Source organism: Streptomyces sp. NPDC054770, from assembly GCF_053611985.1.
Map to the genome: position 1 here is coordinate 1 of NZ_JBSHBL010000100.1, position 25,191 is coordinate 25,191.

The following is a 25,191-nucleotide window of genomic DNA, read 5'->3' on the forward strand; positions in this document are numbered from 1 at the left end:
GCGTGGTGCCGATGAACCAGTCGTCGACGGAGAAGAACGGGTGGTCGCAGCAGAGGGCCACCCGCGAGCGGCCGGTGGCGGCGCGGGCGAGGCGCACCGCGGCGGTGGTGGCGTCCGAGCCGTTCTTCGCGAACTTCACCATCTCGGCGGTCGGCACCGTGGCCAGGAAGCGTTCGGCGGCCTCGACCTCCACGATGGACGGCCGGACGAAGTTGCTGCCGCGGTCGAGCTCCCGCCGTACCGCCTCGACCACGCGCGGGTGGGCGTGGCCGAGGCTGACCGACCGCAGGCCGGAGCCGTACTCGATGTAACGGTTGCCGTCGACGTCCCACACGTGGGCACCGCTGCCGTGGCTGATGACCGGGGCCAGGTTCTCGGGGTACTGGTCGTCGCCCTTGGCGTAGGTGTGAGCGCCCCCGGGGATCATGGCGTGCAGCCGCTCGTTGGCTGTCCGCGACAGGGGCAGGTCAAGCACTTCGGTGTCCACGGGGACCTCAACTTTCTCTGTGCTTCAGGACCTCGGCGAGGCTCGGCGCCTCCCGGTCCCGTCGGGACATCAAGGCGACCGGCAGCGGCCAGGGAATGGCGAGCTCCGGGTCGTCGAAGGCGATGGTCACGTCCTCGGCCGGATCGTGCGGGCGGTCGATCCGGTACGAGGTGTCGGCGGTGTCGGTCAGTGCCTGAAAACCGTGCGCGCATCCCGCGGGAATGTAAAGAGTTGGTTGTGATTCTCCTGTGAGTTCAAAGGAGGTCCAATTGCGGTAAGTCGGAGAATCCGGCCGCAGATCCACGACGACGTCGAAGATCCTCCCGTACGAGCAGCGCACGAGCTTGGCCTCGCCGGCGCCGGAGCGCAGGTGCAGGCCGCGCAGCACGCCCCGGACCGAGCGGGACAGGCTGTCCTGGACGAAGGCGTCCGGGTCGAGGCCCACCGAGCGGACCACGTCGGCGTCGAACGTGCGGCAGAAGAAGCCGCGTTCGTCGGTGTACGGCGTCGGTTCGAAGAGGAACGCGCCGGTGATCTCCGGGACTTCGGTGGCTTTCACGGAGACTCCTGCCGGGCGTGGGTGCGGTGGGTCGCGGGGAACACGGCCGCGGTCAACGAGCTGAACTGGTCCTGCAGTTGGCGGGCGGCGGCCTGGTTCCGCTCGGTGAGGGTCCCCCGCAGTTCGGGCGCTCGCTTCTCCAGCGCCCGGAATTGCTCCAGCAACCGGTCGGCGTCGACCTCACGGGCCGGGTGGCAGTAGGCGCCGAGGCCCATCCCGGTCATGAGCGCGTCGCTCTTCGCCGCGTAGCTGAGCGCGAGCACCGGTGTGCCGGTCTTCAGCGCGCAGATCAGGTTGTGGTAGCGGACCGCCACCACGGTGTCGGCGGCCACCATCTCGTTCATCAGGTCGTCCAGGGAGGCCGGTTCGGCCGCGGTGACCAGTGGTGAGTCGACCGCTTCGAGGATCGCCGTGACCACAGTCGCATCGCACCGGTCGCCGGTGAGCAGCCGGACCGGTCTGCCCTCCTCGACCAGCGTGCGGACGAACCGGATCGTCCCGTCGAGGTAGCGCCGGTGGATCTCGTCGGCGCGGGCGCGGTCGTCGTTGCCGCCGTGGAAGTCCATGACGCCGACGCAGACCGAGCCCGGCGAGCCCGAGGGCGCGTTCACCGGCGGTGTCGGCAGGGAGAAGGCGAGGTCCGGGTAGACCTCGTCGCGCGTGGTGTCCACGCCCATCGCCCGCATCGCGTCCCGGGACTGGGCGTCCCGGTAGGACCGGTAGGCGGCCAGCCGCCCCGACCAGCGGACCAGGGCCCGGGTCGGCCGGTTGCGGATCTCGGCGGCGCCCACGCTGACCAGCGCGACCCGGGTGCCGAGCAGACGGCCGCTCGCGCAGAGCAGGAACAGCGAGTACGGGAAGCCCCACGGCCGCAGCGGCAGGGTGGCCTCCAGGACGCCCATGCCCGGCACGATCACCACGTCGTGCCGGCGCACCCAGGCGGCGGTGCGGAAGATGTCGACGAACTTGCCGAGTCCCTTGGCCGCGATCGAGCCGGCGCGGGACGCGGTCCGGTACTCGGCGCGGTTCCAGTGCATCCGGGTGGCGGGGATCCCGAACCGGGCCGTCACGGCCTCGGGTCCGCCGCACAAGGCGTCCACGACCGCGTCCGGGTGGTCGGCGCGCAGGTACCCGAGGACGGCTTCGAGCGACCCGTCGTTGCCGAGGTTGCCGGAGCCGAGCAGGCCGAACACCCCGACCCGTACCGGGGTTTCGTCCGTGGACGTCATGACTGCCTTCCCTCGCGGCCGGCGACCAGGGCGTCCACGGAGACCGTGAGCAGGGCCGGGTCGACCGGGGCGCGGTCCTCGACCCGCTCGCCGGCGCCCGGCCGGACCCGGCTGGTCATCCACGCGGCCAGGTGGCCGTAGCACGCGCGCCGGTCGGCCGGGGACAGCGGCGCCCGCCGGATCGCCGAGGCGAAGCCCCAGACGTACTCGGCGAGCAACCGGGGCGTCGGGTGCAGCAGGCCTGCCCGGCGCGGGTCCAGGTTGACGCACCGGGAGCGCTTGGACGGGTTCGCCCGCTCGGCGCGGGTGGGGTGGTCGCGGCGGAAGTACAGCAGCTCCGGCACCTGGTAGAAGCGCCCGTGCAGGGTGATCTCGGCGACGAACGTGCGGTCCGCGTGGTGGTAGCTGTCCATCGGTTTCACGCGGCGCAGCATGTCGGCCCGCATCACCCCGTAGAAGTCGTCGCCGCCCGGCTCGAACAGCAGGCTGCGGAAGCGCTCCGGTGCGTGCGGCGAGCCGGTGGCGAGCGTGTACTCGTAGGGGACCGTCACCTGGCCGTCGCCGTCGATGACCGCCTGGTCGGTGTGCGCGAGGATCACGTCCGGCCGCTCGTCCAGCGCCTCCACGCAGCGCCGTAGCAGGTCGCGGCCGTAGAGGTCGTCGTGCGAGGCCCACTTGAACAGTTCGCCGCGGGACTCGGCGAACACGTGGTTGTGGTTCGGGGTGGCGCCGATGTTCCGGGGCAGCCGGTGGTACCGGATGCGGGAGTCCTGCGCGGCGTACTTGCGGCAGATGTCCTCGGTCCCGTCGGTCGAGGCGTTGTCGGAGACGACCAGTTCGAAGTCCTCGTAGGTCTGGCCGAGCAGGGCGTCGAACGACTCGGCCAGGTACTCCTCGCCGTTGTACACGGGCAGGCCGATGCTCAGCCTGGGTCGGTCGGTCATGCGGTCCTCACTTCGGGGATGGGATTGCGGTGGCGCTCGCGCAGGGCGGACCGCAGCTGCAGCCACCACACGGCCGAACCGCTGAGGGTCGCGGCGGCGACGCCCCAGGCCGAGCCGGCCGTGCCCGCGACGGCCGCCCCGCCGAGCCCGCCGCCGACGTAGCAGGCGGAGGCGAACAGCTGGCAGCGCAGGCTGCGCCGGGCCGCGCCGAGCGCGCGCAGCCCGGCCGCCGCACCGGTGCCGAGGCCCGCTCCCGCGACGCTGAGGGTGATCTGCACGATCAGGTGCGAAGAGGAGTGCCAGACGTCGCCGAGCGCCAGGTCGCCGAGCCGGCCCGGCATCAGCAGCAGCGCCGAGCCCCAGAGCAGTGCTCCGGCGGCCTGCCCGCCGCCGAGGAGGAGGCAGAACCTGCCCAGTTGGTGCGGGGCCCGCCGCAGCACCCGGGCCGCCTCCGGGACGGTGACCAGCGAAAGCCCCATCAGCACGGCGAGGAACGGGCCCATCAGGAGCTCGGCGCCCCGCACCGCGCCCACCGCGCCGACCCCGACGATCACGCCGAGCCCGTACGCCCGCACCTGGCTGGCGCCGCTGAGGCTGACGTTCTCGACCAGGTACCGGTAGCCGAGATCGCGCTGTTCACGCAGCCAGCCGCGCGCCTCGGTCATCCGGGGCCGGATGCCGGACTGGAGGTAGCCGTACCCCGCGGCCACCGTGGCGGACGCGCCCCAGGCGAGCACGAAGGCGGCCACGGTGTCCACGTGGGCCGCCACCACCATGGCCGGGACGAGCGCGATGCCCCACACGACGTCGTTGACGAACGCCTTCCGCCCGGCGCCGGCGGCGAAGAACGCGAACCGCCAGGCGTCCTGGAGCAGCAGCCCCGGCATCATGACGCCGAGGGCGGCGAAGGCGGGACCCACCCGGCCGCCGAGGCCAAGCCCGGCCGCCAGGCACACCACGCCGAGGGCCGAGCCGACGCCGAGTGCGGTCCCCGTCGACCGGGCCACCGCCCCGCGCCAGGACGTCTCCGGCACGCCGCTGAAGCGCACCACGAGCGGGTCGGTGGCAAGGCCGCGGGACACGTTGAGCACCACGCCGTAGGTCACCCAGGCCAGGCTGAAGACACCGAACGCGGTCACCCCCAGCGAGCGGGCCACGTAGATGCCCACCGCGAAGTTGCTGATGCTGGAGGCCGCCTGGTCGGCCAGTCCCCAGGACAGCCGGCCGACCAGGGCCCGCTTGGCGGACCGGGCCGGTGGCGCCGTTGTCTGCGGTTCCTCCCCCTGGGTGGTCATCGGCCTCATGCCTTGATCAGCCCGGCGCCGTGCAGAGCGCTCGCCGCGCCGGCGACGGTGTCGAACGGGAGCCCGGACCGCTCGGCGACGTCCAGCAGACTGTGCTCGCCGTCGGAGAGGTTGAGCACCCAGAGCATGGCCATCTGGGCCTGCTTGGTGTCGCTGCGGCCGCCGAGCGCGTCGTACAGCCCGCGCCGGCCCAGTTGCGGTTCGCCGTAGGGACTGAGGTTGAGGTACCGCCGGTTGCGGTCGAGGACGGCGAACGCCTCGCGGCAGACGGCGAGGGTGTCCGCCATCGCCGCCGGGGAGACGAAGTCCAGGTTGTCCGCCGAGGTGTGGTACTCGGGGTAGCCGGCGTACGGGGTCCGGGTGAGCGAGCCCACGCCCAGGTTGAACCCGGGCGAGCAGTACTGCCGCTCGTCGTAGCCGTACGGGGTGAACTCGGTGATGCGGTGCGGGCGTTCGGATGCGGTCAGCACGTGCCGCAGCACCCGGTCGATCTCCGCGTCGCCACGCCTGCTCTGTTTGTACGTCAGTTGGCCCGGGTCCCCGGCGCAGGCCAGCACCAGGCCGTGCTTGACCCGGTCCACCCGCTCCGCGTTGCGGGCCAGCCAGGTGATCGCCCCGATGGTGCCGGGCGCGTAGATGAACCGGTACGTGTAATAGGGCGTCTCCCGCGCCAGCGCCCGGGCCAGGAACGTCGACACGGCGATGCCGGCCAGGTTGTCGTTGGCCAGCGAGGGGTGGCAGACGTGGCAGGAGACGATGACCTCGTCGGCGACCTGTCCGGGGACCACGTGCTCGGCGTAGGTGAGGTGGCCGTCCGCGAGGGTGGAGTCGATGCGTACCTCGTACTCGCCTTCCGGCAGCGCGTCCAGGGTCTCCTGGGCCAGGCAGAACCCCCAGTCCGGCTTGTAGTAGCTGGTGCGGTACGGCACCCAACTCGGCTGGTCCGGCAGCGTGTGCAGGTGGTCGCGCAGCTCGGCGAGGGGCATGGTCGCGGACACCGGCACGCTGTAGCCGAGCACGTGCAGGCTGGACGCGGCGAAGTCGACGACCCGCCGGCCGGTGGCGTCGGCGATGTACGCGTCCCGGATGTTCCACTCCTGCGGCACCGTCCAGTCGAGCACCTGCGTCCCGGTCGGCACCTCGTGCACCTGCAGCGGGATGTACTCCCCGACGATGTCCAGGGTGGCGCGCACACCGTCGCCGGTGATGCTCCGGCAGAGCGGGTACATCCGCTCCACCAGCGCGTACATCTCCTCGCTCACGTCGGTCACCGGCGCCACCTGAGGGTGTCGTCGACGGTGCCGGCGTCGGACGCCGCGCGCAGCACGGCGAGCCGCGTGTAGCGCTGCTCGAAGTCCTCCCGGGTCAGGTCGAACTTCCGGTAGGCGTCGGCGAGTTCGAGCGCGCCCTGCTTCACCGTCCACTCGCAGTCGAAGCCGGGTATCGCGGCACGGAACCGGGCGAAGTCCACCCGGTAGGACCGCGGATCGGCGCCGTTCTCCCCCGTGATCACCACCTTCGCGCCGGACACCGCCTCGGCGACCTGTTCGGCGATCTCGGCGACCGTGACGTTGTTGATCTCGCTGCCGATGTTGAACGCCTGGTCGTGCACCGCCTCGCGCGGCGCGGTCAGCGCGGCCGTGAAGGCCCGCGCGATGTCGGCGGCGTGCACCAGCGGGCGCCAGGGGGTGCCGTCGGAGAGCACAAGGACCTCACCGGACAAAAGGGCATGCCCCACCAGGTTGTTCAGCACGATGTCGGCGCGCAGCCGGGGCGAGTAGCCGAAGGCGGTGGCATTGCGCATGAACACCGGGGTGAAGTCGTCGTCGGCCAGCGCGTGCAGGTCGTCCTCCACCCTGACCTTCGACTCCGCGTACGGCGTCACCGGGCGCAGCGGGGCGTCCTCGGTCACCAGGTCGCCGCCGCCGGCGGCGCCGTAGACCGAGCAGGTCGACGCGTACAGGAAGCGCCGTACTCCGGCGTCGCGGGCCAGCCGGGCGAGGCGGACGGACGCGTGGTGGTTGATGTCGTAGGTGAGTTCCGGCGCCAGCGAGCCGAGCGGGTCGTTCGACAGCGCGGCCAGGTGGATCACGGCGTCCACCCCGGCCACGTGCTCGGCCGTGACGTCGCGCAGGTCCACCCGCTGTCCGGGCGGGTCGTCGGGCTGCGGGCCGAGCACGCAGTCGGCGAACAGGCCGGCGTCGAGGCCGACGACTTCGTGTCCGGCGGCCTTGAGGACCGGGGCCATCACGGTGCCCAGATAGCCCTGGTGTCCGGTGAGTAGTACGCGCAAGGTGGTTCAACCCCCCAGGTTGAGCGTGAGTTTGGTGACGGCGAACGCCTCGGCGTAGCGGGCGTGGCATTCGATGCCGCGGATCCGGGCGAGGCCGAGGAAGGCCTCCCGGTCGTACCAGGGCCGGTGCCGCTGCGAGGGGTAGTGCTCCTGCAGCAGCCGCACCTTCTGTTCGGCGGTCTCCGGCTCCAGCGGCTGGTACGCCGACGGACGGCCGAGATCGCCGTCCCACTTGACGATCTCGTAGCCGAGCACGAGGTGGTCACGGAACGCGGTGGGCAGCAACTGCGCCAGGCCGCGGTGGTCCTGGTGCGCGTCGTCGGTGCGCGGCGCGAGGATCAGATCCGGGTCGGTCCGCTCGCGCAGCTCCTCGACCGCGGCCTTGGCCTCCTCCCAGTGCGCAGGCAGCCGGCCGTCCGGCAGCTTGAGCACGGTCAGCCGCAGGTCGGCGCCCGGACAGAAGGCGGCGAGCGCGGCCTGCTCCTCCTGCTCGCGCTCGCTGCCGCCGCCGGACAGCACCAGCGCGTCGACCCGGACACCGGGCCGCTCCTGGCACAGCGTCAGCAGCGTGCCGCCGGCGCCGATGGCGATGTCGTCGCAGTGGGCGCCCACCGCGACAATCCGGTCCAGGGGGCCGGCCCCGAGCCGGATCACGCTCTGGCTCCGGCGGTGTCCCGCTCCCACACGGCCCACGGGCGGTCGCCCCGGGTGTAGGCCTCGTCGAGCGCGGCGCGCTCCTTCACGGTGTCGGTCGGCTTCCAGAAGCCGCGGTGCTGGTGCGCCACCAGCCGCCCCCGCTTGGCCAGTTGGGCGCATCCGTCGGCGACCAGGTCCCCGTTCTCCGGTATGTGGTCGAAGATCTCCTGGCGGAGCACGAAGTAGCCGCCGTTCTCCCACAGCGGCAGTTCGCTCACCGCGGTGATGCCTCCCACCAGGCCGTCCTCGCCCAGCTCCACGCAGTGGAACGACGACTGCGGCGGCACCACCATCATCGACGCCCCGGCGTCGCGCGCGGCGAACCGGTCGATCATCTCGGGCAGCGGGGCGTCGGTGAGCACGTCGGCGTAGTTGGCGAGGAACATCTCGTCGCCGTCCAGGTGGTGCCGGACCCGGCGCAGCCGCTCCCCGATCGGTGACTCGATGCCGGTCTGCGCGAACGTGATCGTCCAGTCGGCGATGTCGGTGGAGAGCAGCTCGGTCTTCCCGCCGCGCAGGACGAAGTCGTTGGACGTGGTCTCCTCGTAGTTGAGGAAGAAGTCCTTGATGTGGTGGGCCCCGTACCCGAGGCACAGGATGAACTCCGTGTGCCCGAAGTACGCGTAGTAGCGCATGACATGCCAGATCAGCGGTCTCGGGCCGACCATCGCCATCGGTTTGGGCACGTCGTCGGAGGTGCCGTTGCGCATCCGCATCCCGTAACCGCCGCAGAACAGGACGACCTTCATGCTGTGACCTCTTTCAAGACGCCCTCGACGATGCTCAGTTCCGGGATGGGAAAGACGAGTCGGCCGCCCCACTCGTGCACGAAGGACAGCTGCTCGGCGAGTTCGGCCCGCAGGTTCCACGGGAGGACGAGGACGTAGTCCGGCTTGTCGGCGGCTATCCGCTCGGGCGGCAGGATCGGGATGCGGGTGCCCGGGGTGAACCTGCCGTGCTTGTAGGGGTTGCGGTCGACGGTGTAGGCGAGCAGGTCGGGGCGGATGCCGCAGTGGTTGAGCAGGGTGTTGCCCTTGCCGGGGGCGCCGTAGCCGACGACCGTCTCACCGCGCTCGGCCGCCTCGATGAGGAACCGCAGCAGGTCCCGGCGGACCTTGGCCACCCGGGCGGAGAACTCGGCGTACCCGGACAGCTCCTGGAGCCCGGCGGCCTTTTCGCGCGCCAGCACGTCGGCCACCCGCTGCGAGGGCTCCCCCGCGACCTCGGCGGGCCTGGCCCACAGCCGGATGGAACCGCCGTGCGTGGGCAGCAGCTCGACGTCCACGAGCGCGAGTCCGCCGCTCGCAAGGGCCCGGATCGCTGAAGCCACCGTGTAGTACTGGAAGTGCTCGTGGTAGATCGTGTCGTACTGGTTCTCCTCGATCAGGGTCAGCAGGTGCTGCACCTCGATGGAGACCCAGCCGTCGTCGGCGACCAGGGCGCGCAGCCCCTGGGTGAAGCCGACCACGTCGGGGATGTGCGCGTACACGTTGTTGGCGACGACCAGGTCCGCCGGGCCGTGCTCGGCGCGGGCGGCGGCGCCGGTGTCCGGGGAGAGGAACTCCGTGAGCGTGGGCACGCCCGCCTCCCGCGCCGTGGCGCCGACGTTCACCGACGGCTCGATGCCGAGGCAGCGGATCCCCCGGTCCACCACGTGCCTCAGCAGGTACCCGTCATTGCTCGCCACCTCGACCACGAAGGCGTCGGGGCCGAGCTCCAGCCGCTGTACGGCGTCGGCGACGAACGTGCGCGCGTGCTCCACCCAGGAGGTCGAGAAGGAGGAGAAGTACGCGTACTCCTTGAACGTCTCCTCCGGCGTGATCAGCGGCGGGATCTGCGCGAGCCAGCATTCGGTGCAGACCCGTAGGTGCAGCGGGTACGCCGGCTCCGGTTCGTCCAGTTGGTCCGCGGCGAGGAAGCTCTCGCATGGTGGCGTCGCCCCGAGGTCGACGACGCTCGCCATCGCTTCCGAGCCGCAGAGTCGGCATCGTGTCATCTGCTGTCCCCATCCCCCCTGCTCGCGCGGGTGTCCCCGCCGCGAGCCTGTGCTGACCGACCCGCGATCGCGGTGCGGTACTCCTCCTCCAGGCGCTGCAGCCCGACGGCCGGGCTGAAGCCCTGCTCGTAGCGGCGGCGGGCCGCCTGGCCCATCTCCTGGTTGCGGTCCGGGTCGGCCGCTACCTGGCGTATGCGGGACGCGAGCGAGGCGGTGTCACCCGGCTGGTGCAGCAGCCCGGTGACGCCGTCCTCGACGAGTTCGACGAAGGCGCCGTGGCCGGCGGCGACGGTCGGGACCCCGGCCGCCATCGCCTCCACGACCACCAGGCCGAACGCCTCCAGCCACGTCGAGGGGGCCACCACGGCGACCGACCGTGCGATGACCTTCCGGCACTCCGCCGTGTCGAGCAGGCCGACGTAGCGCACGTCGTCCCGGCCCGCCGCCCAGGCGGTCACCTCTCGCTCCAGCGGCCCCGTGCCGGCGATCACGAGCGGCACGCCCACCCCGCCGCCCGCCGCGATCCCGTCCCACGCGGCCATGAGCAGCCGTACGCCCTTGGCCTCCGCGAGCCGGCCGAGGTAGAGCAGGTGCTCTCCCTCGCCTTCCCGGCAACTGCCCGGGTCCGGCACGAAGTTGTGCTTCACCGCCAGCCGCTCGGCCGGCATGCCGGACCGCACCAGGACGTCGCGCTGGGCCGCGGAGATGCACAGGAACCGCTCCACGCCGGACCACCACCGGCGCCGGTTGACCGACAGGCTGACCGCGAGCGGCACCGTCGCGAGCCGGGAGTTGCGGTAGCAGCCGTGCCGGACGGCGGGCAGCGGTGCGGAGCCGACGCACTCGGTGCACGGCCGGCCGTCCCGCTGCAGCGTGCCGGGCGGGCAGACCTGGGTGTAGTTGTGCAGCGTGGCGACGGCGGGCACCCCGGCGTCGGCGCACGCGGCGAGGACCGCGGGCGACAGGAGCGGGAAGACGTTGTGGACGTGCACCACGTCCGGCCGCTCGGCGCGCAGCCGGGCGGTCAGTTCCGTGCGGACCGCCGGGTTCCACGGCACGAGGAGCGGCACCGCGGCCTTGCCGAGGAGGGACCGGCCGGCGATGTCGTCGCTGCGCCGCTCGAACACCTCGACCCGGTGGCCGGCCGCGCGCAGCAGCTCCACCTCCTGGTCGACGACCTTGTTCTCTCCGCTCGGCTGCGCCGAGCCATAGCGGTTGTGCACCACGAGGACGTGCATGGTCAGGTCGCCTCCGATCGTCTGGGGAGTTCGGGCGCCGAACGGGATGTCGGCGCGGCGGGTGCCGCCAGCAGCGAGGCGGCCAGGGCCAGATGCAGCAGATACGGCGAGGCGTCGCCCAGACCGGCCTCGGTGTACGAGGCGATCGCGCAGTAGCTGATCAGGAAGATCGCGCAGGCCCGCGCCAGCGACGGTGGCCGCAGCAACGCGACGGCGCCCAGCACGACGATGATCGCCGCGACGAGGCCGACGCCGGCCAGACCCTGCTCGTTGTAGACGGCCAGCCAGCTGTTGTCGATCGGCAGCCCGCCGAACGACTTGTCGCCCAGGCCCACGCCGAGGAACTTCTCCGAGGTCGACCGGGGTGCGGCGAGGAGGGCGTCCCAGACCTTGGCCCGGCCGGTGAGGCTGGAGAAGTTCTCCTTGGTCTGGCCACGCAGGAACCACGTCTGCAGGGCGGAGGCGAACCCGACCGCGGCCACCGCGGAGCACAGCACCGCCCAGGTGAAGAACCGGCGGGCGGCCGCGCTGGTCAGCATGAGCGAACCGATCGCCAGGGCCAGCCCGAGGAGCAGGCCGAGCGTGGCCGTCCGGGTATGGGTCAGCGCGAGCAGCACGAGGGACGGCACGATGACCACCGCGGCGCTCGTCCGGTCGGTCCGGCGGCCCAGCAGGAGCAGCACGGTGAGCCCGATGATCACCGCCGCGTACTGCCCGATCTGCGGCGGGGTGAGCGGCCACAGGGCGCCGACCAGGCGTCCGCCGTAGAGGTCGGGCAGGGCCGCGCCCGGTGAGACGACCAGGCCTGCGGCAACCGATCCGAGCACCGCGAAGTACGCCCGGATGTGGTATCGGACGAACGTCAGACTGCCGTCCCACCAGCGGGTGAGCAGCCACAGGGTGCCGACGAAGAGAGCCAGCCGGAAGCAGCGGAACAGCGCGCCGAACCCGGACTCCAGGTGCGCGCTGGAGATCACGCTCGACACCAGCAGCAGGGTGAGCAGGAGCAGGTAGGCGCTGGGCCGGATGCGCAGCCGGACATTGACCGCGAGTGCCAGCGCGAACGCGGCGACCAGGGCACCCATGGTGACCATCTGGATGAGGGAGCGGGGCAGCGGCACGATGGTCTTCGCCCCGGCGGAACCGAGGGTGTTGAGGACCAGCAGCCCCCAGACGATCCCGACGATCCTCGGTGTGCCGGCGGTGCCCGGTGCGGCGCCGGACTGGGTGTCCGGCCCCGTGTTCGTCCGCAAGTCGTTCATCTGCGCGTCGTTCGTCCGCGCGTCGTTCGTCTGCGCGTCCATCTCAACCACCGGCCCGTGAGTCGAGGGTGCTGCCCGCGTCCTGGCGGTAGTCCGTGCCCTGCCACTCGTCGAAGTCGAGGACCCGGCTCGGGTCGTAGGCGACGAACTTCCACGGTCCGAGGTAGACGTTGTCGTGCCAGCGGTTGTCCTGCTTGTGGGTGATCGCCTCAGCCACCTTCTCGCCCTTGTACGGCGACCAGTCGGGATAGGTTCCGTAGTTGGACAGCACCGCCATGCGATCGCACATCTCCGTGCACTGGACCACGGACTCGTCGAGCACGAAGCGGTTGTCGTGGATGTCCACGCGCTGGGTCTTCCACCGGCAGTCCGCATAGAGCGGTGCCTTGGCGATCGCCGGCTCCGCGCAGCGGTCGGCGTTCTTCACCAGGAGCGTGCAGTCACCGGACGAGGTGTTGGCCGGGCTGTTGCAGAAACGGTCGGCGTTCTCCCACAGGGTGATCCCGGACCAGTTGTTCTCCAGCACGTTCCGGTAGATCTCGATCTTGTCGGTGCGGGCCCGGATCCGTGGTTCGCCGCCGGACTCGGACAGGTAGACGGTCGCGTACGGGAAGTTGTCGCCGCGGTCGGCGTACTTGCGGCCCTCGACCCAGTTGTTCCGCCGGATCGTGTTGTTCCGGATGATCGCGTTGTAGCTGGTCTCATAGATCAGCGCGGCACCGTCGTTGGACTCCAGCACGTTGTTCTCGATGAGGAAGTCGTTGTTGTTGGTGTCCGCCCACAACCCCGCTCCGTGGTTGTCGTGCACCCAGTTGCCGCGTACGTCGGCGCCGTCGACGGCCCAGAACTTGATGCCTCCGGTGCAGCCGCAGCCCTGCTGCCGCCGCTCCCAGTCGTCGGTGTTGTTGCCCACGATCTCGTTGCCCTCGACCACCAGGCCGCTGATGCCGCCGCCGCCCTTGTACGCGTTCATTCCGTACTGTCCGTTGTCGCGCAGGCAGCTGGCGCGGACCTGCTGGTGGGCACCGGCCATCAGCCCGGCTCCGGAGTTGTCCTGGATCGTCGCGTGCTCGATCACCCACCCGTCGGCCGAGTCGTGGTTGACCACGCCCTCGTTCTGCGGTGCGACGAAATGCTGCACGGTCAGATAGCGGATGGTGACGTCGCGGGCGGTGCCCGCGAACGCGTACTGGTTCTTCTTCCCGCCGTCGAGCACCGCGCCGGGCGCGCCGAGATAGCGGTCCCCCTTCTTGGGGATGACCTGGGCGTAGCGGTCCGGGGCGAGCCGGTGCCTGCCCGGTCGAAGCCAGAACGTGGTGTTCGCAGGGCTGTTCTTGGTCTTCGACGCCAGGTCGCCGACGACCGCGGGGTCGACCGTCACCGCGCCCGCCGGCGCCTTCGCCGGCCCGGCCGCGGGGTTGGCGCACACCCGGGCCACGGATCGGGCCGCGGACGTGGACGGCGCGGCGGTCGGCTTCGCCGCCGAGGCGTCCGGCGTGCTGTCGCAGCCGGTCGCCGTCAGCAGGGCCAGCGCCAGCGGCGCCGCCGTCAACGCCCAGTGCCGTCTCTTGATCGCCACGTGCCCCCCTAGCCGCCGAACCTGAGCACCGTGGTGAACCCGCCCGCGCCGTCGGCGGTGCCGGTGCCGGTGCCGATCAGCGTCGTGGTGGGTTCCTTGCGCCCGAATCCCGCGGAGTACCAGCCCAGCGGCGGGGCGGTCTCGCCGCGATGCGCCCGCCAGGACAGCTGACCGGGCAGGTCGAGCACCGCGGAACGCCCCTCGCCGTCCCGGACCCAGGTGAGCACCGCCCGGTTCCCCATCAGGTCCGCGGCGATCTCCGGGCCGAGGTGGAACGCCAGTTGCACGGTCCGGTACGGGCCGCGCACCTCGTCGACCACCTTCAGCTCCTGGGTCGCGGCCGTCAGCTCCACCCGGCGGCGGTGCACGGAGCCCTGGTACCCGTCGTGCTCGGCACACCAGCGAGCCGCGCCCTCGCCGGAGGTGTCCGCGGTCAGGACGCTGGTGCGGGCGTGCCGGGTCCACAGGAACGGGCCGCCGGAGACGGACTGGTCACCGCCGTCCAGTTGCAGCGTGTTGTGGCCGAGGGTGGAGCGGAAGTACTGCCGCCACGCGGGCTGCCCGTGGTAGCAGAACGTCCCCGGGTCGGCGAGCACGTCGACCCCGTCGTGCCGGACCTCCACGGACAGCGCGTCCGCGTGGGCGTGCGCGGCGATGGACAGGAAGCCGTGCGGACCGCCGTCGCAGCGGCACCAGATCTTTCCCGGACCGCGCAGGATGGTGAGCCCCGCGTCGGCGAAGTGGGCGGGCCGGCGAGCCGGGCGGGACACGGCCGGTGCGGTTGCGTCCTCCGGGTACGGCCTGATGAGCGCGGCCAGCAGTGGGGTGCGCACGTCGGTGCCGGTGACCGTCGGCCACCAGTCGAGCCGGCCGAACACGGCGTCACCGGTGGCAAGGAGCGAGCCCCAGCGGTCGGTGCCCTCGCCGTCCAGGATCAGGCCGAAGCCGTCGTCCGCGTCCCCCTGGCGGGGCGGTCGCAGCCGGTTGTCCACCACGGCGGCGAGCGCGTCGGTCATCCGCAGCAGCACCAGTCGGAGCGACTCGGGCACCGGCACGTCGGCGGCGTCGGCCTCGGCCAGTGCGGCCAGGCCGAGTTCCAGGACGAGTCCGTGGTACTCGGTGGCCAGCTCGCGGTTGAGACCGGAGTCGAAGGTGTTGGCGCGCAGCTGCCGCTCCAGCGACCGCAGCGCTTCGGACCGCCAACGCGCCGACGAGGGGAACCAGTTGAACGCGCAGGCCGCCGCGAACTGTCCGGCGGTCTCGGCGATGACATGGTTGTTCGCCGAGGAACCCCGGCTGGGGAAGGCGGCCAGCCAGCGCTGGTGGTGCCAGATCTGGTTCAGGGCGACCGGGTTGTCCTCGAACAGTTCGGCCGCGCCCGGCCAGCCGTCGAGCAGTCGGCGGACCCACACCCAGGACAGCAGCCGGATGCCCAGCTCGATGCCGCTGATCCAGTGCACGCCTTGCAGCGGCGGGTTGGCCGCCCACCACGACCGCAGGTGCGCGGCGACGCGCTCGGCGTACCGCTCGTCCCCGGTGACCGCGTAGGCGGCGGCGAGCACGGTGAGGTACTGGTGCCGGGACGGCTCCCAGATCTGCTTGATGTCCCCGGCCACGTCCTCGTCGCGGTACGGCACGTCGAAGGCGTAGCCGGACGGGGCCCGGCGCCCGGTCTTCGGGTCGTAGGACCAGTCCGGGTCGGTGAGGTCGTCGCGGACCACTCCGAAGAACTCGGCGTGCCCGGCCATGAGTTGGTCCGCCTCGGCCACAAGGCGTTTCACGGCGTCCGGCGGCACCGCGGCGACTGTGCCCGCGGGCAGGACGGCGGTGAACCGGGCGCCGGTGACGGTCGGGCAGTCGGGCCGCGCCGACCGCCAGCGCCGTCTGCGCACGGTGTCGCCCGCCCGGCCCGCGATCTCGCGCGGGCCCATCCGGGACAGCCGGCGCAGGTACCAGCCCGCGCTCATGGTCATGGTGTCCTCGCCAACGTCACCGGCGCACCGGCGGCCAGCCCGGTCCCCACGGCGAGGGTGGCCGCTGTGGTGGCGACCAGCGACTCCAGCGGCACCGGCATCGGCCCGCCGGTCCGAACGGCCTTGATGAACGCGGCGAGTTCGGCGTTCTGCCCCTTGTCCCGGGCCTTGGGCAGCCGCGAACTGACCCACTTCTTACGGCCGTGGACGGAGGCGCGGACGAAGTCGTCGAGGCGCAGCACCTTGCCGTCCCCGACCAGGTCCAGGGTCTCCTTGGGGAAGCCGGAGGCGCCGGTGGTGACGTAGCTGATGGTGGCGGTGGATCCGTCCGGGTAGCGCAGGACGGCCTGGAGGTCCTCGTTGCCGGGCGCGGCCGTCGCGTACACGGAGACCGGGTCGGCGTCGAGGAGCCAGCTCGCCGTGTCGATGAAGTGGCCGCCCTCACCAGCGAACCGCGAGCCCTCGGCGCCCTGTTGGAGGTACCAGCTGCCCTGCTGGAGCTTGCCCGCGTTGACGAGATAACGCAGGTTCGCCGGACCGGTCCGGGCACCGAACCGCTCCTTGGCCTCCGTCAGCAGCGGTGCGAAGCGGCGGTTGAAGCCCACCTGGAGGCGGTCGTTGCCGGACTCCTCCACCGTCGCGAGGACGCCGGCCAGCTCGTCCTCGGTGAGGGCCAGGGGCTTCTCCACGAACACGGTCTTGCCGGCCAGCAGGGCCTGCCGGGTCAGTTCGGCGTGCGAGCTGTGCCGGGTGACCACGAACACCGCGTCCACGGACTTGTCGCCGAGGACGGCGTCGAGGTCGGTGGTCGCCTTGGCGAAGCCGAACTTCCGCTGCGCGTTGGCCCCGGAGAGCGCCGTCGTCGTGACGACGGTCGACAGCTCGACGCCCTCGCGCTGCGCCAGGTGCGGCAGCAGCATCGACGTCGCGTAGTTGCCCGCGCCGACGAACGCGAGACGCACCGGAGTCTTCGCGGACCGGGCCGGGGTGGACGTCCCCTCGCTGCGGCGGACCGCGGGCACGGCCACCGACGGAGCCTCGGTCTCCCCCGCCTCCTCCGTCTGCTCGGGGTAGCGGAACAGCACGGCCACGGCCTTCAACTCGCCGTCTTTCAGCCGCTGATACGTCTCGACGGCGTCGTCGAAGTCGGCGATGTGCGAGACCAGGGGCTCCACGTCGACCCTGCCGCGGGCGACGAGGTCGAGGAAGCAGGCCAGGTTGCGGCGCTCGGTCCAGCGGACGTAGCCGATCGGGTAGTCGCGTCCCTCCAGCTCGTACGACGGGTCGTAGCGGCCGGGGCCGTAGGAGCGCGAGAAGCGGACGTCGAGTTCCTTCTCGTAGTACGCGTTCCACGGCAGGTCGAGGCGGCACTTGCCGATGTCGACGACCCGGCCGCGGTCCCGTGCGAGGTGGGCGGCCAGCTCGACGGGCTGGTTGCTGCCGCCGCCGGCGGCCAGGAACACCTGGTCCACGCCGTGGCCGTCGGTGAGTTCGGCGACGGCCGCTTCCACGGCGGCCGAGGCGGGGTCGCCGCAGGCCGCGGCGCCCAGGCGCTCGGCGAGTTCGCAGCGCGCCGGGTCGGGGTCGGCGCCGACGACGCGGACGCCTGCGGCGGTGAGGAGCTGGACGACCAGCTGTCCGATCAGGCCGAGGCCGATGACCAGGGCGACCTCGCCGAGCTGGGGCTCGCCCTGGCGGACGCCCTGCATCGCGATCGAGCCGACGGTGCCGAAGGCCGCGTGCTGCGGCGCGAGGCCGTCGGGGACGGGGGCGTAGAGGTTCTTCGGGACCCAGTTCAGCTCGGCGTGCAGCGCGTGCTCGTTGCCCGCGCAGGCGACGAGGTCGCCGACCTTCACGTCGTCGATCCCGGCGCCGACCTGCTCGACGACCCCGCACAGCGAGTAGCCCAGCGGGGTGTAGGAGTCCAGCTTGCCCATCACCTTGCGGTAGGTGGCGGGCAGTCCGTTGGTGGCCACGCTCTGCATGACCTTGGCCACCTGGTCCGGGCGGGAGCGGGCCTTGCCCAGCATCGACATGCCGGCCTCGGAGACCTTCATGAGCTCGGTGCCGGTGGATATCAGCGAGTAGGCGCTACGCACCAGCACCCCGCCCGGCTTGCACCCCGGTACCGGAACGTCGAGCACCGCCAGCTCGCCGCTCTTGTAGTTCTGTACAACCTGCTTCACCAGAACTCCTGTTTTCTAAGCCGTCGTCCGAGCGCTCTGGGCGGGGCCAGAGGTCGCGTCGCGATACCAGTACTCAAGGGTCAGTACGTGCCACAGATGCTTGGAGTAGTCCGTCTGTCCGGCGGCGTCCTCGGCGACCATCCGGGCCAGCGCGTCGCGGCGCAGCAGCCCGGACCGGACGAGCTCGCCGTCGTTGACCACCTCGCGCACCAGCGGTGCCAGGTCCCGGCTTATCCAGGCCCGCAGCGGGGCGCTGAACAGGCCCTTGGGCCGGTACACGATCTCCTTGGGCAGGATCGAGGTGGCTGCCTCCTTGAGGACGGCCTTGCCCTGCCGACCGACGATCTTGCGGTTGCCGGGCACGGCGAACGCCGCCCTGACCACCTCGATGTCGACGTACGGCGTCCGGACCTCGGTGGACGCGGCCATGCTGGAGCGGTCCGTGTAGGCGAGGTTGAGGCCCGGCAGGAACATGCGGGAGTCGGTCAGGCACATGCGGTTGACGAAGTCGTCGAGGTCGTTGTCCTGGTAGACGTCCGTGTGCTCGGTGATCACGTCGTCGACCGTCCCGGCCAGGTCCGGATTGAGCAGGGCGAGCAGCTCGTCCTGGTCGTACATGGTGTAGCTGCGCCGGAACGCGGTCTCCTCCGGCAGATCGGCGAAGGAGAGGAACCGCTTCGCGAAGCGCACCGACCGGTAGCCGCGGGTGGCCGAGGCGACCGGCAGCCGGTCCACGACCCCGGACACCCCGCGCCGCAACGGTCGGGGGACGCGCTGGTAGCGCAGCGCGAGCAGGTTGGCGAAGTGCTTGCGGTACCCGGCGAACAGTTCGTCGGCGCCCATCCCCGAGAGCATCACCTTGACCCCGGCCTCCCGGGCGGCCATGCAGATCAGGTAGGTGTTGATCGCGGCGGGGTCGCCGATCGGCTCGTCCAGGCTGTACGTCATCTGCGGCAGCAGGTCGAGCACGTTCGGGGCGATCTCGATCTCGTGCAGGTCGACACCGAACTGCCCGGCGACCTGGCGGGCGTAGCGCAGGTCGTCCGGCATCGCCTCGAACTTGGCGTCCTCGGCGCGGAATCCGATCGTGTACGCGGAGATCCCGGGCTGGTGGCGGGCCGCCAGCGCGGTCAGATAGCTGGAGTCGAGGCCGCCGGAGAGGAAGGTCGCCACCGGTACGTCGGAGATCAGGTGGCGGCGGGTCGACTCCTCGACGATGGCGGCGAGGTCCGGCTGTTCGCCGGCCAGGGCGCGGTCCCGGCCCTCGGCGGCGACGTCCTTCAGGTTCCAGAAGCTGCCGCGCTCCACCCGGCCGTCGGGCCGGCACCGCAGCCAGCTGCCAGGCGGCAGCTTCTCCGCCTCGCGGAACGCGCAGCGCGAGTCCGGCACCCAGTAGTAGAGGAGGGAGGCCACCAGCGCGGCCTGGTCGACCTCCAGGGACTTGCCGGTCGCGGCGGCGAGCGCCTTGAGCTCGGAGGCGAACACCAGGCCGCCGCCGCGCCGGAGCAGGAACAGCGGCTTGATGCCGAGCTGGTCGCGGACGAGCACCAGGTCACCGGTGCGCTCGTCGAAGACGCCGAACGCGAACATGCCGCGCAGCCGGGGCAGGCAGTCCGTGCCCCAGCGCCGCCAGGCCTCCAGGAGCACCTCGGTGTCGGAGGTACCGCGGAAGCGCACCCCGGTGGCCGCCAGCTCGGCACGGAGTTCGGGCGCGTTGTACAGCTCGCCGTTGTAGGTCAGGACGAGGCCGTCCGAGACCATCGGCTGGGCGCCGGTGTCGGACAGGTCGATGATGGCCAGCCGGCGGTGCCCGAGGTGCACTTCGCCGTCACGTACGGGATGGCTGTACCGGCCCGCCCCGTCCGGACCGCGGTGGGCGAGGGTGTCGGTGAGCCGGTCGGTCACGGCCTTTCCGTCCGGCCATCGGTAGGTGCCTGCGATGCCACACATGTCCTACCGCACCTCCTGCTCGTTGTCCGGGCCCCGGGCGGCCCACACCGGCTGCCGCTCCGCCCGCCGCTGAGCCGTCCCCGGCTGCCGGGCCGGCCGCTCGCTGCGGCCGCGCAGCGCGGTGTGCAGCCCGTCCCACAACGTGCCGTCGGTCCGGTCACGCGGATCGGGGTCGATCAGCACCACGCCGATCACCGGGATGCGCTGGTCCGCGAGCTGCCGGGCCACGGTGTGCAGCCAGGCGGCGCTGCCGTGTCCGGCACGCACCACGAGCACGGTCCGGGTGCCGAGGTACTGGAGGTCGGTCCACGCCGTGCCGGGCGCCACCGAGCCGACGCCGATCCGGCGCTCCTGAGCCGGCACGGCCGCGGCACGCTCGGCGCCGACCACGGTCGGGTCTCCCGGTTTCTGGCGTCGGCCTGCGAGCTGGGGGCCGGGCAGGCCGTCGACGACGGTCACCGGTCCCTCCGCCGCCATGGCCCTGGCGAGGTCCAGGGCGATCGCGCTCGTGCTGCCCGCACAGCCCAGTTCCAGCAGCGACACCGGTTCCGCGGAGCCGCGCGTGGTGCGGGCGAGGGTCGCGGTGAGCCGCTCGCGGGTCAGCCGGGTGCGTCGGCGCTGCCACGGCCTTCCCTTCCGCCGGGGCAGCTCCGCGAGGACCGAGGCGCCCAGGTTCGCCGCGATGTCCCGGCGCAGCACGGGGCGGTCCGCCACCACCGTGCCGACCGCGGCCAGCGCGAGCCCGAGGAAGAGTCCGAGGACGAGCCCGATCGCGGCGTCGGTGACCACGGCCTTGGGCAGGGACTGTGGCAGCGCGCGCGGGGTGTCCACGATCTGTGTGCCGGCGACGACCTGGGGGGTGCCGGTCCGCGCGTCCGCGGCGCGCTCGTCGAAGTCGGAGATGCGCGAGTCGAGTTCGGCGCGGCGGGCGAAGAGCGACTCTAGGGTCGCCGACGCCTTCGGGTCGCTGTCCGCCGTCTGGTTTCCGATCTCCTTGTTGACCTGGGCGAGCTCGTTCCGCATGCGGTCCCGCTGGTCGAGCAGGGCCTGGGCCTCGGCCTGCGCGGTGTCCTTCATGCGCTGCACATGGTCCGCGACGAACGCGTCGGCGAGCGCCTTGGCGCGGGCCACCGCCTGGGCGTCGGTGTCGCCTGTGACGGTGATCTGGAGCAGGTTGTTGGTCAGCCCGGTACCCCGGTAGTCCTGCATGAAGTCCTCGGGTTTCTCCGTGGACTTGAGGGACTTCAGGGCCTTGTCGGCGATCTGGGTGGTCTGCAGCACCTGGACGTCGGTGCGGATCAGTGTTCCGGTGTCGTTCGGCTGGTCCTCCGCGTGCGCGACCAGCACTTTGGTCACCGCGGTCGGCGACGGCGGCATCAGGACCGCCAGCGCGGTGCCGGCCAGCAGGCCGAGGAGCGCCATGGTGTACCAGAGGCGGCGGCGCCTGCGCACCGCCACCACCAGCGCCTGCAGGTCGAGAAGCGGAGCGGCGGCCGACGGCTCCGCGGTCGTGCTCGTCGTCACGCTGAGCCTCCAGTTGCAGGGCCGCGCACCGCGAGCGCGAGAGTGGCGTCGTCGGGAGGCGGGGCGGCGGTCCGCGTCTCACGGGCGCGGACCGGGTCGGCGACGACGACGCCGAGGATCTCGTGTCTGCCGTCCGCACATGCCTCGGCGATGCCGGCGAGTTCCTCCGTGGTCCAGCTGCCCGCGCTGAGCAGGACCAGGGCACCGGACTCGGTGTCGCGGTCCGGCACGATCGGCCGGTCCGCCGAGACCTCCACCACCCGCAGCTGCGGATCGATCCCGGCTTCGGCGGCGAGCTGTCGGGCGGCCCGGCGGGCGATCTCGTCGCCCTCCGGTACGACCACCAGCAGCAGCCGGGGGGCGGGCAGTTGGTCCCGGAGACGAGCGCACACCCGGCGGTAGCGGATCCGGCGGGCGGCCTCGTCGTCGGACCGCTGCGGGGCCGGCAGGTCCCACCGGGGGTCGAGGCCGAGGAGCCGGCGGATCCAGCTCCGTCGGGCAGCGCCTTCGGTCCGGCGCGCGCCGTACCGTCCGTCGGGCACGTCGACGGTGCCCAGCAGCGCCGAGCCCAGCGCCGCGGTGATCTCCGTTTCGGTGCGCAGCCGGCGGTTCATCCGGGCGGCGACGAGATGGCCGATGACCGCGAGCAGGAAGAACAGCAACGCTCCCGCGGCGATGAGCTGGATCCGCGTCGGCGGCGCCTCGCCGGTCGGCCGGGCTGCCGGGCCCATGACGACCATGCCGGCCTTGTTGGTCGCCGGGTTGGCCTCGTCCAGCTTCGTCATGGCCTCCTCCAGCGAGGTGCTGAGCTTCTCGAGCTCCGTACGGGCCTGCACGCCCTCCACGGTCTGCCCCGGATCGGCCGCGTTGGCCAGGTCGGCGATGCGGCGGTTGGTCTCCTCGACCTGGTTCCGCAGCGTCTCGGCCTCCGTGGCCGCCGCGGAGTCGGTGCCGCCGCCCGCGATCCGTGCGGCGAACTTGACGAACTGCGCGGCCACTTGGTCGGAGAGCTGCTGCGCGCGCTTGGGGGTGTCGGCCGTGCCCGAGATCTTGATGATGTTCCCGTCGGCGGCCGTGGCGGTCACCCGGTCCCGCAGATCGGCACCGCTGACGCCCTGCCAGCCGAGTGTGGCGGCCGCGCGGTCGACCACCGTCGAACTGGTCGCGATGTCGACCTGGGTCAGCAGCTCGCGGTCCTCCCACTGGCCCGGCAGCAGCACCGACGCCGACGTCGTGTACTGCGGTGGGAACACCACCGAGGCGCCGTAGCCGACGAGCGCCCCCACCACGGCGAGGACGGCGAGAAGCCGCCAGCGCCGGCGGAATATCCGCCCGATGGTGACCAGACGTATCGATTCCTCGCTCAACTGCGCTGCCTCTTCCCTGTTCGAACCTGATCGGCCGCCGACACCGGGGTGTGGTCACGGCAGGCGGCGGCGTAGGCAGCAAGCAGCGACGCCTGCGAGTTCCGCCAGGAGAGCGGTCCGCTCACCCGCTCCTGGCCGATCTTGCCCATCCGGGCCCGCTTCTCCGGATCGTCGAGAAGCAGCGCGATGAGCTTGGCGAACTCGGCCTCGTCGTTGGCGGGCGCGTAGAGCGCGGCCTCACCGGCGGAGACTCGCGCCTCCTTGAGGTCGAACGAGACGATCGGCCGGCCCATCGCCATGTACTCGAGGACCTTGTTCATGGTCGACACGTCGTTGAGCGGGTTGCGCGGGTCGGGCGAGAGGCAGACGTCCGCGGTGGACAGGTAGCGCACCAGGTCGGCATCCGGAATGCGCCCGGTGAACTGCACCTGGTCACCGAGCCCGAGCCGCCCGGACAGCTCCGTCATCGCGTCGAAGGCGTCGCCGGAGCCGACGAACACCGCGTGCCAGTCGGTCCGCCCGAACTCGTCGCGGAGCTTCGCGAGGGCCCGCAGGGCGTAGTCGACGCCGTCCTGGGGGCCCATGACGCCGAGGTAGCACAGCAGATGAGGCTTGCCGCGCTTCAACTCCTCCTCCGGCGGCACCGGTTGGAACCGCTCGACCGCGGGCGCGCTGCGCACCACGAAGACGTCCTCGGGCCGCCGGCCGCCGCGGCGTACCGCGACGTCCCGGTAGCTCTCGTTCGTGGCGAGGACGACGTCCGCGGCCCGGTAGGTCCGCCGTTCCAGGGCGCACACGGCTCGGTAGAGCAGGTCCTTGCCGCGGTCGAACCGGGAGAGGTACAGCTCGGGTACCAGGTCGTGCTGGTCGAAGACGAACCGTGCGCCGCGCCGCTTCAGCCACAGGGCCGGCAGGAACAGCAGGTCGGGCGGGTTGCAGGCGTGCACCACGTCGACCGGGCCGACCTTGCGGGCCAGCCGGGCGGTGTGCCAGAGCGCCGATCCGTACTCCTTCAGGTAGCCGGCCGGCCCTCCGGTGGCCGCGCGCAACGGGTAGCGGTGGATCCGCACCCCGTCGATCTCCGCCTCCGGCTCCGTGTCCCGCTTGCTCCCCTGCGGGCAGATGACGTGCACCGTCCAGCCCGCGTCGCGGAGCGTCGTGCACTCCTGCCACACCCGCCGGTCGAACGGCACCGACAGGTTCTCCACCAGGATCAGCGCGCGCCGGTCGGACCCGTCGCGGCTGACTGTGTCACCAAGCAAGGCCCATGTACCCCGGTTCGGTCCGGCGCGTCTCGGCGTCGGGAAGACGGATGAGGTCGACGATCATTGGTCCGTCCTCATGAGGCAGCGACGACAGCACGGCCGGGTCCCTGGTCCCGACCAGGCACACCTCGGCGTGTTCGAGCACCTCGTCGACGGAGTCCGCGAGCAGCTGCGCGAGGTGCGGCAGCCGGCTCTCGATGTACTCGCGGTTCGCGCCGAGCAGCCGGGAGAGGCTCACGTTGGCGTCGTAGATCTTGATGTCGTACCCCTTGCCGAAGAGCCGCTCCGCCAGTTCGACGAGCGGGCTCTCCCGGAGGTCGTCGGTGCCGGGTTTGAAGGACAGCCCGAACAACCCCACCCGGCGCTTGCCGGTGCGCTCGACCAGGTCCACCGCGCGTTGCAGGTGGTCGGAGTTGGAGGCGAGCACGTGGGACAGGATGGGCACCGAGACGTCGGCCCGCTGCGCCGCGTGGACCAGGCTGCGCAGGTCCTTGGGCAGGCAGGAGCCGCCGAAGGCGAAGCCGGGCCGCAGGTAGGCGGGGCTGATGTTCAGCTTGCGGTCGGCCAGGAACACGTCCATCACCTGGTGCGAGTCGACGCCGAGCGCCTGGCAGACCGCGCCCAGCTCGTTCGCGAAGCCGATCTTGAGGCCGTGGAACGCGTTGTCCGCGTACTTGATCGCCTCGGCCGTCGGGACCGGCACCCGGAACACCTCGCCGGGCAGGCCGTCGTACAGCGCCAGCACCGCGTCGCCGCTTGCCGGGTCGAGTTCGCCGATGACGGTCTTGGGCGGGTCGAAGAAGTCCCGCACGCTGGTGCCCTCGCGCAGGAACTCCGGGTTGACCGCGACCCCGAAGTCCACCCCGGCCGTGCCGCCGGTGTTCTTCTCCAGGATCGGCACCAGCAGGTTCAGGCAGGTGCCCGGGAGCATGGTGCTGCGGAACACGACGGTCTGCCGCCCGCCCCGTTCGGCCAGCGCGGCACCGATCTCCTCGGTGACCCGCTCCAAGTACGTGGTGCACAGGCTGCCGTTGGGCTCCGACGGCGTGCCCACGCAGATCAGCGACACCTCGCTGCCCGCGATCGCCTCGCGGACGTCGCCGGTGGCGCGCAGCGCTCCGGTGCGCACGACCTCGGCGATGAGCTCGCCGATACGTTCCTCCACCACCGGGGCCTTGCCGTCGTTGACCAGGTCGACCTTGACCGGGTTCACGTCCACCCCGATGACCTCGTGACCCATGCTGGCCAGGCACGCGGCTGATACGCAGCCCACGTAGCCGAGCCCGAAAACGCTGACTCTCATGACCCGTCCCTCCCCCCAGGCAGGCCCTGGTGGCCT

General features: G+C 71.8%; 20 protein-coding genes. All 20 read right to left on the reverse strand.

The genetic code is table 11. The features are described 5' to 3' along the window. A partial coding sequence (locus ACWGKQ_RS45830) for an aminotransferase class III-fold pyridoxal phosphate-dependent enzyme (protein WP_453298024.1) occupies positions 1-487 on the reverse strand: 487 nt, incomplete at its 3' end. A 7-nt stretch (positions 488-494) separates the two neighbouring features. Then, positions 495-1,046: a dTDP-4-dehydrorhamnose 3,5-epimerase gene (rfbC, locus tag ACWGKQ_RS45835; protein WP_453298025.1), complete on the reverse strand. Its 552-nt coding sequence runs from the start codon at positions 1,044-1,046 to the stop codon at positions 495-497. Then, positions 1,043-2,275: a polysaccharide pyruvyl transferase family protein gene (locus ACWGKQ_RS45840; protein ID WP_453298026.1), complete on the reverse strand. Its 1,233-nt coding sequence runs from the start codon at positions 2,273-2,275 to the stop codon at positions 1,043-1,045. The genes rfbC and ACWGKQ_RS45840 overlap by 4 nt, the downstream gene beginning before the upstream one ends. Beyond that, positions 2,272-3,219, reverse strand: coding sequence for a glycosyltransferase family 2 protein (locus ACWGKQ_RS45845; RefSeq protein ID WP_453298027.1), 948 nt, complete (start codon positions 3,217-3,219; stop codon positions 2,272-2,274). The genes ACWGKQ_RS45840 and ACWGKQ_RS45845 overlap by 4 nt, the downstream gene beginning before the upstream one ends. Continuing rightward, the gene (locus ACWGKQ_RS45850; RefSeq protein WP_453298028.1) at positions 3,216-4,514 is read right to left on the reverse strand and encodes a hypothetical protein; all 1,299 of its coding nucleotides are present in this window, start codon (positions 4,512-4,514) and stop codon (positions 3,216-3,218) included. Before ACWGKQ_RS45850 ends, ACWGKQ_RS45845 begins: the two co-directional genes overlap by 4 nt. A 5-nt stretch (positions 4,515-4,519) precedes the next feature. After that, the gene (locus tag ACWGKQ_RS45855) at positions 4,520-5,803 is read right to left on the reverse strand and encodes a DUF4910 domain-containing protein (RefSeq protein WP_453298029.1); all 1,284 of its coding nucleotides are present in this window, start codon (positions 5,801-5,803) and stop codon (positions 4,520-4,522) included. Next, positions 5,791-6,816, reverse strand: a complete 1,026-nt coding sequence (locus ACWGKQ_RS45860; RefSeq protein ID WP_453298030.1) for an NAD-dependent epimerase/dehydratase family protein — start codon at positions 6,814-6,816, stop codon at positions 5,791-5,793. Before ACWGKQ_RS45860 ends, ACWGKQ_RS45855 begins: the two co-directional genes overlap by 13 nt. A 6-nt stretch (positions 6,817-6,822) precedes the next feature. Further along, the gene (locus tag ACWGKQ_RS45865) at positions 6,823-7,470 is read right to left on the reverse strand and encodes a PIG-L deacetylase family protein (RefSeq protein ID WP_453298031.1); all 648 of its coding nucleotides are present in this window, start codon (positions 7,468-7,470) and stop codon (positions 6,823-6,825) included. Continuing rightward, positions 7,467-8,261, reverse strand: coding sequence for a sugar phosphate nucleotidyltransferase (locus ACWGKQ_RS45870; protein ID WP_453298032.1), 795 nt, complete (start codon positions 8,259-8,261; stop codon positions 7,467-7,469). Before ACWGKQ_RS45870 ends, ACWGKQ_RS45865 begins: the two co-directional genes overlap by 4 nt. Continuing rightward, the gene (locus ACWGKQ_RS45875) at positions 8,258-9,508 is read right to left on the reverse strand and encodes a class I SAM-dependent methyltransferase (RefSeq protein WP_453298033.1); all 1,251 of its coding nucleotides are present in this window, start codon (positions 9,506-9,508) and stop codon (positions 8,258-8,260) included. The genes ACWGKQ_RS45870 and ACWGKQ_RS45875 overlap by 4 nt, the downstream gene beginning before the upstream one ends. Continuing rightward, positions 9,505-10,746 (reverse strand): glycosyltransferase, encoded by a 1,242-nt coding sequence (locus ACWGKQ_RS45880; RefSeq protein WP_453298034.1) that lies wholly within the window; start codon positions 10,744-10,746, stop codon positions 9,505-9,507. Before ACWGKQ_RS45880 ends, ACWGKQ_RS45875 begins: the two co-directional genes overlap by 4 nt. Before the next feature lie 2 nt (positions 10,747-10,748). Then, positions 10,749-12,008 (reverse strand): O-antigen ligase domain-containing protein, encoded by a 1,260-nt coding sequence (locus tag ACWGKQ_RS45885; protein ID WP_453298050.1) that lies wholly within the window; start codon positions 12,006-12,008, stop codon positions 10,749-10,751. A 43-nt stretch (positions 12,009-12,051) separates the two neighbouring features. Beyond that, positions 12,052-13,587, reverse strand: coding sequence for a right-handed parallel beta-helix repeat-containing protein (locus ACWGKQ_RS45890; protein WP_453298035.1), 1,536 nt, complete (start codon positions 13,585-13,587; stop codon positions 12,052-12,054). 8 nt (positions 13,588-13,595) lie between these two features. Beyond that, positions 13,596-15,560 (reverse strand): alginate lyase family protein, encoded by a 1,965-nt coding sequence (locus tag ACWGKQ_RS45895; RefSeq protein WP_453298036.1) that lies wholly within the window; start codon positions 15,558-15,560, stop codon positions 13,596-13,598. Beyond that, positions 15,557-17,746, reverse strand: coding sequence for a bi-domain-containing oxidoreductase (locus ACWGKQ_RS45900; protein ID WP_453298037.1), 2,190 nt, complete (start codon positions 17,744-17,746; stop codon positions 15,557-15,559). The genes ACWGKQ_RS45895 and ACWGKQ_RS45900 overlap by 4 nt, the downstream gene beginning before the upstream one ends. A gap of 15 nt (positions 17,747-17,761) precedes the next feature. After that, the gene (asnB, locus tag ACWGKQ_RS45905) at positions 17,762-19,696 is read right to left on the reverse strand and encodes an asparagine synthase (glutamine-hydrolyzing) (RefSeq protein WP_453298038.1); all 1,935 of its coding nucleotides are present in this window, start codon (positions 19,694-19,696) and stop codon (positions 17,762-17,764) included. Between the two features lie 3 nt (positions 19,697-19,699). Then, positions 19,700-21,220, reverse strand: a complete 1,521-nt coding sequence (locus ACWGKQ_RS45910) for a Wzz/FepE/Etk N-terminal domain-containing protein (protein ID WP_453298039.1) — start codon at positions 21,218-21,220, stop codon at positions 19,700-19,702. Then, complete coding sequence (locus ACWGKQ_RS45915) at positions 21,217-22,587, reverse strand: Wzz/FepE/Etk N-terminal domain-containing protein (RefSeq protein ID WP_453298040.1); 1,371 nt, start codon at positions 22,585-22,587, stop codon at positions 21,217-21,219. Before ACWGKQ_RS45915 ends, ACWGKQ_RS45910 begins: the two co-directional genes overlap by 4 nt. After that, positions 22,584-23,849, reverse strand: coding sequence for a glycosyltransferase family 4 protein (locus ACWGKQ_RS45920; protein ID WP_453298041.1), 1,266 nt, complete (start codon positions 23,847-23,849; stop codon positions 22,584-22,586). Before ACWGKQ_RS45920 ends, ACWGKQ_RS45915 begins: the two co-directional genes overlap by 4 nt. After that, positions 23,839-25,155 carry a nucleotide sugar dehydrogenase gene (locus tag ACWGKQ_RS45925; RefSeq protein WP_453298042.1) on the reverse strand — a complete coding sequence of 439 codons (1,317 nt, stop codon included), beginning with the start codon at positions 25,153-25,155 and terminating at the stop codon, positions 23,839-23,841. The genes ACWGKQ_RS45920 and ACWGKQ_RS45925 overlap by 11 nt, the downstream gene beginning before the upstream one ends. Positions 25,156-25,191: the final 36 nt, after the last annotated feature.

Coding starts and splice junctions, on each gene's coding strand:
- ACWGKQ_RS45840 (WP_453298026.1), bottom strand. CDS start 2,275: ATGACGTCCACGGACGAAACCCCGGTACGGGTCGGGGTGTTCGGCCTG.
- ACWGKQ_RS45895 (WP_453298036.1), bottom strand. CDS start 15,560: ATGACCATGAGCGCGGGCTGGTACCTGCGCCGGCTGTCCCGGATGGGC.
- ACWGKQ_RS45925 (WP_453298042.1), bottom strand. CDS start 25,155: ATGAGAGTCAGCGTTTTCGGGCTCGGCTACGTGGGCTGCGTATCAGCC.
- ACWGKQ_RS45885 (WP_453298050.1), bottom strand. CDS start 12,008: ATGAACGACTTGCGGACGAACACGGGGCCGGACACCCAGTCCGGCGCC.
- ACWGKQ_RS45875 (WP_453298033.1), bottom strand. CDS start 9,508: ATGACACGATGCCGACTCTGCGGCTCGGAAGCGATGGCGAGCGTCGTC.
- ACWGKQ_RS45870 (WP_453298032.1), bottom strand. CDS start 8,261: ATGAAGGTCGTCCTGTTCTGCGGCGGTTACGGGATGCGGATGCGCAAC.
- asnB (WP_453298038.1), bottom strand. CDS start 19,696: ATGTGTGGCATCGCAGGCACCTACCGATGGCCGGACGGAAAGGCCGTG.
- ACWGKQ_RS45880 (WP_453298034.1), bottom strand. CDS start 10,746: ATGCACGTCCTCGTGGTGCACAACCGCTATGGCTCGGCGCAGCCGAGC.
- ACWGKQ_RS45845 (WP_453298027.1), bottom strand. CDS start 3,219: ATGACCGACCGACCCAGGCTGAGCATCGGCCTGCCCGTGTACAACGGC.
- ACWGKQ_RS45850 (WP_453298028.1), bottom strand. CDS start 4,514: ATGACCACCCAGGGGGAGGAACCGCAGACAACGGCGCCACCGGCCCGG.